Here is an 11,180-nt window from a genome sequence, read left to right as displayed (position 1 = left end):
GTCACCGATTGAATATCGGCAACCAGCCGCTTAGCGAACTAGTAAATATTTACTTTAGTTTTTGGGGTATACGTCATCAATTGATTGGACGGTCTTTTTTTATAGCTAATACAATTTATTCTCGTATCTGGCCGTCACCAAAGACTTCATATTTAATCGTCGTGAGAGCGGGTAGACCCATTGGGCCACGGGCGTGGAGCTTTTGGGTAGAAATGCCAATTTCGGCTCCAAAGCCAAATTCAAAGCCGTCGGTAAACCGGCTAGAAGCGTTTTGGTAGACGACGGCAGCATCGACTTTGTTCATGAATTTGGCAACGTGGTCAGCCGTTTGACTGAGGATTGTCTCGGAATGGTGGGTGGTATGTGCGTTGATCCACTGGATCGCCTCGTCATTGTCTGAAACAACCTTGATGGCCATGATGAGGTCATTATACTCGGTATCCCAGTCAGCTGGGCTAGCAGATGAAACAGAGGGAGTAATGGCCCGGGTAGCCTCATCACCCCGGAGTTCTACGCCGGCTGAAGTCAAAGCTGCTACAACTTTCGGCAAGAAGTTCTGGGCAATCGTTTCGTGAACTAAGAGCTTTTCGGCGGCATTGCAGACAGCTGGCTTTTGCGTTTTGGCGTTCAAGATGACCTTAATCGCCTGGTCTTGGTCGGCCGAATCGTCAACGAAGATGTGGGTATTGCCAGCCCCGGTTTCAATCACGGGAACAGTGGCATTTTGGACGACAAAGTCAATGAAGGCCCCTGACCCGCGGGGGATGAGGACATCCACGTAGTCGCGCATGTTCAAGAGTTCGTTGACTGATTTGTGGCTGGTATCTTGGATTAGTTGGATGATATTAGGGTTTAGCCCTTGGTCGATTAAGACAGTCCGTAAGACCTCTGCCAAAGCAATATTTGATTGGATGGCCTCTTTACCACCACGAAGGATGACGGCATTACCAGACTTGATGGTCAAAGCGGCGGCATCAACTGTGACGTTTGGCCGGGCCTCGTAGACCATGGCAACTACCCCTAATGGAACGGTCTTTTTAATGATTTTGAACCCAGTCGGATGTTCCCAGTTTTCATAGGGGCCAGCGAGTGGGTCTTTTAAGTCAGCGACGGCTGCCAGTGAGTCTGCAATCCCGGCAATGACACTTTGGTCTAAGGTTAGCCGGTTTTGCATTGGGCCGGATAGGTTGGTGGCCCGTTCGAGGTCTTTTTGGTTAGCGGCCTGGATTGATTGCCAGTTTTCCTTGAGGGCTTTAGCCATGGCGATTAAAATGGCATTTCGTTGTTCAATTGTTAGGTCAGCGACTGCGAAGCTGGCTTCTTTAGCTTGTTTGCCAATTGTAGTTAAACTTGTCATATTATTTTCCTTGAAAGAGGGTACCGATTGTTTGACCGGTGATCACGTCTAAGATATTGGCAGGGTTGGCGCCATTGATTAAAGCCATCTTGCGGCCGGATTCAAGCATTGTTTCTGCCGCTGCTAACTTAGTACTCATGCCACCAGTTCCAAGCCCAGAGGTCGAACCTGTGGCACTTAAGCGAATTGCATCGGTGATGGTACTGACATGGTGAAGGGGCTTGGCTGATTTGTCCAAAGCAGGATTGGCTGTGTAGAGGGCATCGACGTCGCTTAAGATAATTAGACCATCTGCTTGAATTTGCTGGGCGACAAGGGCGGCTAAGCGGTCGTTGTCACCAAAAGAGTGCTGGTGGTCTAATTCATCAACGGCGATGACATCGTTTTCGTTGATGATGGGGATGACTTTTTTTTCAAATAAAGTCTCGATGGCATTAGTGGTATTTTCCAGCATTGCCGGGTTGTCAAAGACATCGTAGGTCAGTAAAAGTTGGCCGACCGTTTGCTTATAAAAGGCGAAACTTTGGTGGTAGATTGACATCAAATAGCCTTGGCCAATCGAAGCCAGTGCCTGCTGGTCTGGGATATCTTTGGGTCGCTCGGCCAGGTTCATTTGGTCCAGGGCAACGCCAATAGCACCGGAAGTAACTAAGAGGACCTGATGGCCAGCCTGGGTCAGGGAACTGAGAGTTTGGGCGAGCCGGTTAATGACCGGGTAGTTAATTTGCCCGTCTAAATTTACAATTGTACTCGTTCCAACTTTAACAACAATTTTTTGCCAATCAGCCATAGTGATTTTTCCTTAGATTATTTTAATTTATTATAGCAAAAAACTGTCATGTAGGGGATAGTCTTTTAAAAATAAATACAAAAAAGGAGCTCTAAGAGCTCCTTTGAAATTCGTTTGATTATTGTTATTAATCTTTCATACCGAAGTATTGCACAACCTTCAAGATACCGATGATGGCCAACATATAACCAGCTAAGGTCCATAAGAAAGCCGCACCAGAGAATGGGGCAAAGAGGAGTGAGAGACCAGCTAAGAAGCTGACAACTGAGAAGAAAGCATTCCACCCCTTATTGCCGGGGGTTCCAGACAAGTTTGCCAAAGAAACAATTCCTTCAACTAACCAGGTTAAACCAATAAAGATTCCGACCATGATGAAGAGTGAAACGGCGGCAATACCCAAGTCACCGAGGATAAAGATTCCAGCAACGAAGTACAAAAAGCCAACCAATAGGTGGCCAAAGCCGGCCCAACCGTTGGAACTGTGCTTAAAGCTTGCAGCAATCCGGACTAAGCCGATTGCAATAAAGATAATACCAATGACGGCCGCCGCGAACTTTGCAGTCCGGTCTGGTACAAAGATAATTAAAAGCCCAATTGCTAGTGAAAGCAGGCCATCGAAACCAACAGCACTGCGAATTTTCTTATATAACTCATCAACCATGTTTTGTTTCCTCCTGATTACTTTTATTGTAGTCTTTTTACTTTTGAAATGAAAGGGAAATTTTAGAACTGCTATATACTGACATCAAGAGACTTTTCATCGATTTTCGTTTAATATTTTAAAATAATATCTGATTTATTTACATTTTGATTAATTTGTGGTAATTTATTAGTAACTAAGTTAGTAACTTGGTGACTGGGCCGGCGGAAAGCCAAGGAGCTTCTAGTCAGACTTTGGGCGCTGACACAGCCAGTGCTGAGGCTATATTCGGTAAGCCATGATGGCAAGGGCTCTCCTGTCCTATAGAATTTCCGCATACATATTTCCCCATTTTTATAAATTTTTTATTGAGGAAAAACTATGACTTTATTTGCTAAAAAAGTTGATAGGATAAAAATTCTATCTGAATGGCAGGCTGCTGCAAATTTTTTTAATCTACATTTTGTAAACCGTATTTTATGTTATACGTACTTTATTGAAAATTGTGAAATAACTTTATATATAAAGTTTCATCCTAAGCAATTTCAGCATTTAATGGGAGTGCATTATGATTTAGGGGCTAAGATGTTTTGGCAACATGTACTGAAAGGAAATGTTAGCTTTTCAAAGATTTTGGTAAATCATTCAAAACAGTCTCAGCGGACCGGCCGATATTTCTTTTATAAAAAATTAAATGGATTACGAGATATTCATTTTTTAATTCACGAGGATGTTATCGTTACTGAAGAAGATAACTATGGTAATGTGAAGTTTGATCATTTATTAATGTCCGATAGAGTTGATGTCTGCTTTGCTACTAGGAAATTTAATAACAATCCTCACGAATGCTTTTTATCTAATATGAGTATTGCTGCAACCAGAAAGAAAAAATATGTGCAGCATAAAATAGCCACCCTGAAATCTGTTAATAGCAAGCAAGAGATACAATTATATTTCTAAATATAACAAGGCCACCTGTGGAGGTGGCCTTGTTCGTTACTTTAAATTATTTATTCCAAGGGGCCGGCTTCTTATCAGTCCGGTCCTGGAACTTAACGGTATAAATCAAAGACTGGTAGTCTTCTCTTTTGTTGTTAATGTAGAGTGGGTATTCAGCTAAGCGGTAGCGTTCGTTGTGAACGACATCGACGGCTTGTCCCGTGTTGGTCTCATTTTTAATAATAATTTGGTAAGTACCGGGGCGGAAGTAGTGGTGCTTAATCCGGTAAATATCATCGTATGAATGAGGGAGGGCAACTGTCTCACCGGTCTTGGTGTTTTTCACCCAAACGCTGACGTTCACTTTGGCACGAACTTGAACGGCAAAGTAATTGGCCCGGTAGTTTAGGTGAACCTTTTGTTTCAAATCGCCGCCAGCTTTTAAGGTAAACGGCTTAGGGTCGTACTGGGTTGAAAGTTGGGAACCCTGGACGGCAACAATATCGTCTTCCTTTTGATTGTGGGCTAGGTAACGGGCTGTTCCAACGGCGGTCATCAAAGCAAGCACTGCTGCAATTGGGCCGACAATCCGGCGAATTTTAGCCGGATTAGCGTTTGTTTCAGGGATTGGCAGAGCTGCCAAGGTAAACCAGAGTAATGGAATCACGAGTTGGCCATAGCGGGCCTCAACTTCCCAGAGCAAAACGTGGAAGGAAATGTAGGCCAAAGTGGTGATAATGGCTAGGAGGGCAATTCGCTCTTTTGGATCAGCCAGGTTGGCTCGCCAACCCCACAAGCGGAACATCAATAAGAGCCAAAAGGCAATCGAGGCAGCCGCAAAGGTCAAGGCAGTTAAGTTTTGCCAAAGAGCCATGTGCTTTTGGTACCAGAAAGGTGCTGTCCGATAGCCGCCGTTATACCAGACTTGCATGTTCCTTGTATCTAAGAGGGCACCGGTCTTAATTGACCAAAGTTCTAACAGACCGCTAGGACCTAAGTTAGCAACTCGCTTTTTAATTTCCTTGGTGTCGTAGGTTGTCCGAGCCTCTTTTGTCGGCAACTTGATGTCAGTAGCGACATCATCATCGGCATAAGTCCCATAGTACTTGATATTGACACCCATCAACATCCAGTGAGTGGTTGGAAATTCATACTGGGTTTTGCGGTGGTAGTCGGTAATGTGATCAATTGCCTTCGTGGCTGGGAAGTTCAGGCCAAAACCAACTAGGATTAGGACAACTGGAACCAGTAACTTAGCGGGCTTGATTTGCCGCTTGAAGCCTAAAATAATAAAGAATAAGACTAAAGCAGGCAGCAAAACAACTAAGTTAGGCTTTAAGAGCATTCCCGCTAAAACTGTAATCACTAAGCCAATTCCACGCCAGACTTTTTTGGCCTGGTTGCCGTTATGCCAGTGCCAGAGGCTACGCATAATTACTAGCAAAACGAGCATTGATGGCAAGTCGGAGTAAAAGACTTGCAGGTAGTAAGTATAGGCAAAGGGGGTAAAGGCGAAGAAGAGAAAGGCGGCAATTAAAGTACTATTGCGCCGGTTTAACTGCCAGACGGTCTTTAAAATCAAAAAGATAAAAGAGTCTAGGGTTAAAATTGACAAGGCGTAGACTGCCAAGTTCGTATTAAAGCCAATCAAGTGGGTGAGCTTTAACCAAATGGATAGCAAATAAGCAATTGGCACGTTGTTGGGGTAGCGCCAGAAGTAAGTTGAATTCCAACCAGTATGCCCAGTGGCAATCTGGTCAGCCTGTGACAAAATCCGGTAAGGGTCGTGGTAGACAGTTTGTGGCATGGTCACCAGGATAAAGACCTGGATGGCCACCATGACCACTAGGCCAGTACCAACAATCCTTTTAACATGCTTTACTTGGAGCTGGTTAATTGGTTTTGCCACCACTAAGGCGACCACCAATAACAAGGCGCCGACAAAGAATGCTAAAACGGCCTCGGGGAAGCCGGAAGAATTGGCGATAATACCAAGGATTAAAACAACCATCAAAACAGCAGGTAAGAAGGATGGGTAATATTTTTTAAACATGATTTTCCTACTCGGGTAAAAAGTTTTTGTTTTATCTCTTATATGAAAGAAAACTGTAGTGACTATTTTACTACTTTTTGGAATGACCGTCATGCCTTCAATGCAAAAAAAGACTAACAGTTTCAAATTGTTAGCCAAATTTGTTTTGTAAGTTGTTAAAAATTGGAGGTTTTGGAAACTGACCGACTACTTCAATGGCACATCTTGGACCCAGCCTTCAGGCCCTTTTTGGTCACCATACTGGATGGCAATTAAGCGGTCGTACAAGGCCTTGGTCTTAGGGCCCACTTCGGTTTCAGAATAAAAGACGTGCTTGTTACCAGCGTGGGTAATCGACCCAACCGGTGAAATAACGGCTGCGGTTCCCATCGCACCAGCTTCAGCAAACTGGTCCAAGTCGTGGATTGAAATTGAGGTTTCAACCGGGTTCATTCCCATTTCCTCAGCCAATGCTAGCAAAGAGTACTTGGTAACGGATGGCAAAATTGATGGTGATTTTGGTGTTTTAAATTGGCCGTCTTTGGTAATACCAAAGAAGTTGGCAGAACCAAGCTCTTCAATGTATTCGTGTTCTCGTGGGTCCAAGTAGACCACATCCGAGAAGCCAGCCTGGTGGGCATTGTCACCGGGCAACATTGAGGCGGCGTAGTTTCCACCAACCTTAGCCTGACCAGTTCCGCCATGAGCAGCCCGGTCAAATTCAGAGGTGACAAAGGCAGTTGGTGTCAAACCACCTGGATAGTAGGCGCCAACTGGCATGGCAAAGACGGTAAAGAGAAAGTCTTGACCGGGGTGGACACCAATTTCTGGACTAGTTGAAATTAAAAGGGGACGAAGGTAAAGTGACCCACCTGATTCATATGGTGGAATAAAGTCCTGGTTGGCCTTGACGACTTCTTTGACCGCCTTCACGAATTCATCTTCTGGAAAAGGTGCCATCAACAAGCGCTTAGCTGAGTTGGCCATTCGTTTGGCATTGCGGTCAGGACGGAAAATATTGACACCACCATCTTGGCGGCGGTAAGCCTTCAAACCTTCAAAGACTTCTTGACCGTAGTGCAAGACGACCGCTGATTCACTCAGGCTAATCGTGGCGTCTTCAGTTAGCTCGCCAGCCTGCCAATGGCCGTCATGGTATTCGGCCTTATAGCGGTAGGGCAATTCTCGGTACTGGAAACCGAGGTTTTCATAATCAAGTTCTTTTGCATTTGCTTTTGTCATTGTCTGTACCCCTTTTCTTAAACGCTTGCTCTTATATTAGAATAAAATGAGAATTTGTCAAGAGTTTTCTCAAAAATGACAGATTGGACCAGCAAGATCCTATGGTAAAATGAAATTAGCAATTTCGAGAGGAGCCGAGTTGATGGTCAATTATCCCAAGGGCGTTCGCGGTGATGCCAATCAAGTGAAAAACCAGGTTAAGACTGGCAAGACCACCAAAAAGGGTCTGCTCTTTGGTCGGCGGGGGATGGGCCTGGAATCCGAAATTAATGATGCCAACCAGTATTACCTGGCCGACCACTTGGCTGTAATCTATAAAAAGCCAACCCCGGTCACGATTGTAAACGTTGACTATCCGGCTCGGTCAGCGGCTAAAATTACCGAAGCTTACTTCCAGCAGCCATCTACGACCGATTACAACGGGGTCTACCAGGGCAAGTACATTGACTTTGATGCCAAGGAAACGAAGAATAAGACTTCCTTTCCGATGAAAAATATCCACGAGCACCAGGTTCGCCACCTGGCCAACATTGTCTCACAGGGTGGGGTTGGTTTCTTCTTAATTAAATTTACCGTTTTAGATGAAACCTACTTGTACCCAGCTCCAGACCTGGTCCAAGACTGGCAGGTCTTAGATGGCCACCGGTCATTGCCATACCAGCAGGTGGTTGAAAAGGGCTACTTGGTGGAACCGTCCTTGACGCCAAGCTTAGATTACCTGAAGGCTGTTGACCTTTATTTGGCAGACTTGGCAGCGGGGAAACGCTTAGGCCAATCAACTGATGACGCCAGGCGGTTGCGAGCCAACCCAAATATAGACCAAAACCAGGGCCATAGCCAATCGATTAAGGGTGGGAAAAAGCCATGAGCCGGATCTGGGTAACGGGGTACCGGACTTATGAGCTGGGTGTCTTTAAGGAAACGGACCCCAAAGTTAAAGTTTTGAAGTATGCCTTAAAGAAGAGCCTGGAAGAACAACTGGACCTTGGCCTTGAATGGGTGATTACCGGTGGCCAGTTAGGTGTTGAAAACTGGGTGGCCGAAGTCGCCTTGGACATGAAGGCAGACTACCCAGACTTAAAGGTGGGGATGCTCCTTCCCTTTGCCCACTTTGGCTCTCAATGGCAGGAGGCTAGTCAAACTAGGTTGGCTTCTTTAAAAGCTAAAGTTGATTTTTGTGCGGAAGTCCACCAAGAAGAATATCAGGGACCTTTTCAGCTCCGCCAGTACCAGGACTTTATCCTGGGCCATACGGATGGCGCGGTGATGGTCTATGACCCGGACTACCCGGGCAAGACTCAGTATGATTACCAGGCGGTTGAAAATTTTAAAAATCAGTCGCCATACCCCTTAAAGACGGTTAGTATGGACGATTTGCAGGAATTTGCCAACGACTACCAAGAATCATTGTCAGATTAAATCCGAATTAAATTTTCGGGAATTTTTCAAAATTAGTAGAAAATTTATTGATTTTGTGGTAGTTGCTTGCTATTGCTTTTTTACTCTGATATTATTGATATAATCAAATAAGGAATTCAAAGGAGTGTTCTTTTGGCACAAGTACAATATACTCAAAAAGATATTTACGACCGCGTTTTCAAGCAAAAGCGTGTTGGTGTTGGTTATGACCCAACCGACGTTGATGACTTCTTGGATGGTATCATCGCTGACTATGGTGTCTTCACTAAGCGAATCGAAGAATTGCAAGGACAAGTTTCTCAATTGCAAACTGCTTTGAAGGCTGCCCAAGAAGAATTGGCAGTCCGTGATGCCCAACCAGCATCGATGGCCGCTGCTCAACCAGTTGCCCCAGCACAACCTGCTGCGCCAGTGGTTGAACCAGAACCTGAACCAGAACCTGTTAAGGCTGAAGAACCAGCACAAACAACAAACTTGGACTTGATCAAGCGCGTTGCTAACTTGGAACGAGCAGTTTTTGGTTCCGATAATGGTACTAACTAAGGTATAATATAAATGCTAGGTAACTAGCAATTGCAGATACTGAGTAATTGCGCATGATACTTCTCATGTGAGGAAGGTCCATGCTCGCACAACCTGTGATGGTTGTAGTGACTGTGCTGGGATAAAAAATAAACCCAGGCGTGTAAAACACGACGGCGACTGAATTGGCTAAGGCTTTGCTATGTCATAATAGGTCTGAAAGTGCCATAGAAACGTATCCTTTTATGAAAGTAAAAGGTTTGAGACGAGGTAAACCCCACAAGCGGGCAACCCAAACTTTGGTAGGGGCGGCTGACCTAGTGAACTGAAATGATGGTCGGTATGGCGTAAGCTTAGATAGATGATTACTGAAGGTGTTAAGTCCCTGCTTAATACTGGAACAAAACATGGCCTACAGGTATCTGCTTCAGGGGGCTCACACTTTGTGTGGGCTTTTTTTATTGGTCATTTATTGGTAAAATAAAGGTTGCTGTTTGGCCAGGTGCTGGCCAACCATGGGAAAATCTCTGTTGGGGGATTTCTTCATGTTCCAATGAAAAATCGTAGAGGATTTGACAATGTTAGAAAAAATCACGAAAAAATTAATGGCCTGGGTGGGATTGGCCTTTATTGCCGTTCCGCTAGTGCTTTCTTCAGCCTTGGCTGTTACTAACCAAGCTAACGCCTCGGATACTGATCCGACACTAACTCGAATTAAGAAAAACGGGGTGCTGACAGTAGGTCTGTCAGCCGATTACGCCCCTTATGAATTTCACACCCAAGTCAATGGCAAAGATGAAATCGTTGGTTTTGATGTTTCCTTAGCCAAGGCAATTGCCAAGCAACTTGGCGTGAAATTAAAGGTTGACGACATGGGCTTTGACGCCCTGCTAGGGGCTTTGAAGACTGGCAAAGTCGACATGATTGCCTCTGGAATGACGGCAACCCCTGAGCGGGAAACGCAAGTTGACTTTTCAAAGGTCTACTTGCGGTCACCAGAAACGATGATTGTTCTAAAGAAGGACAAGGATAAGTACAACTCTCTGTCAGCCTTTAACGGCCAAAAGGTTGGGGCTCAAACCCAAACCATTCAAGAAACGGTTGCTAAGAGTATTCCTGGTGCTTCCGTGGTTTCTTTGCAAAAGTATCCAAACTTGATTTCACAACTTTCCCAGGGTGTGATTTCTGGAGTGGTTGCTGAAAAGACAATCGCCGATGCTTATGCTAAGCAGAACTCGAAGTTTGCCGTTGTGACGCCGAAGTTTACTGGTGATACTACTGGTGCTTCAGCGGTAGCGGTACCGAAGAATTCACCGGCCTTACTAGCCCAAGTTAATACTGTTATTAGTAAGGTAACAACTAACGGCCAATTCGATAGTTGGAAGTCCAAGGCTCAAAAACAAATGTTTGCTTCTAAGGATAAGACTTATTGGCAAAAGTATGGTCATTACTTTATCGAAGGGACCTGGATTACTTTGGCTTTGGCCGTGATTGGGGTTTTGATTGGGACCACGCTGGGAACCATTTTGGCTTTGCTCAAGTTGTCATCACTCTTGATCTTCCGAGTGATGGGGAATGTGTATGTTGAATACGTTCGAGGAACGCCACTTTTGGTTCAAGCCTTTATGGTCTTCTTCGGAACTCAGGCAATTGGCTTGCATTTGTCAGCCTTTGTTGCTGGGTCACTGGCAATGGGCTTGAACTCGGCAGCCTATGTGGCCGAAATCATTCGGTCTGGGATTGAATCGGTTGATGATGGGCAAATGGAAGCGGCCCGGTCACTTGGCTTTACCCACGGAAAGACGATGCGCTTAGTCATCTTGCCACAGGCTGTGCGGACGATTTTGCCGGCCCTTGGAAACGAGTTTGTTTCCGTCATTAAGGAAGGTTCCGTCATCTCTGTGATTGGTGTTGGCGAATTGATGTATGAAACAGGCGTTGTTCAAGGGGCTTCCTTCGAACCATTTATGCCACTGGTAATTGCCTCACTGATTTACTTCGTTTTGACCTTTACAATTTCACGCTTGCTTGGTTTTGCCGAACGGCGGATGGGTCGGAACTAAAATTTTATAATTTCTATCAAATGAAAGCCACTTCGGATTGTAGTGGCTTTTTTTGTTTGGAATTGAGAGGTCAAAGTGGTCTTGACCAAATGAACGATTTTGACAAAATATCTACTTTTATTTGTCATTAAAGTCATTATAAATACGAATAACAATAAATATGATTATTTTGGTGT

The 11,180-nt window shown here is 44.8% G+C and carries 9 protein-coding genes, 1 other RNA gene and 1 pseudogene; 6 read left to right on the top strand and 5 right to left on the bottom strand.

Annotated features, from left to right (window positions below; genetic code table 11):
- Positions 1 to 115: 115 nt before the first annotated feature.
- The 3 genes from AC5162_RS04990 to AC5162_RS04980 form a co-directional block, all read right to left on the bottom strand.
- Positions 116 to 1,357, bottom strand: coding sequence for a glutamate-5-semialdehyde dehydrogenase (locus tag AC5162_RS04990; RefSeq protein WP_496534155.1), 1,242 nt, complete (start codon positions 1,355 to 1,357; stop codon positions 116 to 118).
- Between the two features lies 1 nt (position 1,358).
- The gene (gene proB / locus AC5162_RS04985; protein ID WP_496534154.1) at positions 1,359 to 2,147 is read right to left on the bottom strand and encodes a glutamate 5-kinase; all 789 of its coding nucleotides are present in this window, start codon (positions 2,145 to 2,147) and stop codon (positions 1,359 to 1,361) included.
- A gap of 127 nt (positions 2,148 to 2,274) precedes the next feature.
- A complete protein-coding gene (locus AC5162_RS04980; RefSeq protein WP_496534153.1) occupies positions 2,275 to 2,808 on the bottom strand; it encodes an HdeD family acid-resistance protein in 534 nt (177 codons plus the stop codon).
- 360 nt (positions 2,809 to 3,168) lie between these two features.
- Here AC5162_RS04980 and AC5162_RS04975 point away from each other — a divergent pair, with 360 nt between their 5' ends.
- Positions 3,169 to 3,747 (top strand): PBECR4 domain-containing protein, encoded by a 579-nt coding sequence (locus tag AC5162_RS04975; RefSeq protein WP_496534152.1) that lies wholly within the window; start codon positions 3,169 to 3,171, stop codon positions 3,745 to 3,747.
- A 46-nt stretch (positions 3,748 to 3,793) separates the two neighbouring features.
- On the opposite strand, the gene AC5162_RS04970 is transcribed toward AC5162_RS04975, so the two are convergent.
- Both AC5162_RS04970 and AC5162_RS04965 read right to left on the bottom strand, forming a co-directional pair.
- Complete coding sequence (locus tag AC5162_RS04970) at positions 3,794 to 5,779, bottom strand: hypothetical protein (RefSeq protein WP_496534151.1); 1,986 nt, start codon at positions 5,777 to 5,779, stop codon at positions 3,794 to 3,796.
- A 186-nt stretch (positions 5,780 to 5,965) separates the two neighbouring features.
- The gene (locus AC5162_RS04965) at positions 5,966 to 7,000 is read right to left on the bottom strand and encodes a branched-chain amino acid aminotransferase (RefSeq protein WP_496534150.1); all 1,035 of its coding nucleotides are present in this window, start codon (positions 6,998 to 7,000) and stop codon (positions 5,966 to 5,968) included.
- A gap of 139 nt (positions 7,001 to 7,139) precedes the next feature.
- Between AC5162_RS04965 and recU the strand changes: the two are divergent.
- The 5 genes and pseudogenes from recU to AC5162_RS04940 form a co-directional block, all read left to right on the top strand.
- A pseudogene (gene recU / locus AC5162_RS04960) lies at positions 7,140 to 7,751 on the top strand (Holliday junction resolvase RecU); the annotation flags it as partial.
- Positions 7,752 to 7,864: 113 nt separating this feature from the next.
- Positions 7,865 to 8,419 (top strand): SLOG family protein, encoded by a 555-nt coding sequence (locus AC5162_RS04955; RefSeq protein WP_496534149.1) that lies wholly within the window; start codon positions 7,865 to 7,867, stop codon positions 8,417 to 8,419.
- A 132-nt stretch (positions 8,420 to 8,551) separates the two neighbouring features.
- Positions 8,552 to 8,962, top strand: a complete 411-nt coding sequence (locus AC5162_RS04950; protein ID WP_496534148.1) for a DivIVA domain-containing protein — start codon at positions 8,552 to 8,554, stop codon at positions 8,960 to 8,962.
- Between the two features lie 35 nt (positions 8,963 to 8,997).
- An RNA gene (rnpB, locus tag AC5162_RS04945) (RNase P RNA component class B) lies at positions 8,998 to 9,361 on the top strand.
- A 158-nt stretch (positions 9,362 to 9,519) separates the two neighbouring features.
- A complete protein-coding gene (locus AC5162_RS04940) occupies positions 9,520 to 11,004 on the top strand; it encodes an ABC transporter substrate-binding protein/permease (RefSeq protein WP_496534147.1) in 1,485 nt (494 codons plus the stop codon).
- Positions 11,005 to 11,180: the final 176 nt, after the last annotated feature.

Source organism: Fructobacillus sp. ChS1-6f1-1-27 (assembly GCF_059579415.1).
This window is presented reverse-complemented; position numbering and strand designations above follow the sequence as displayed.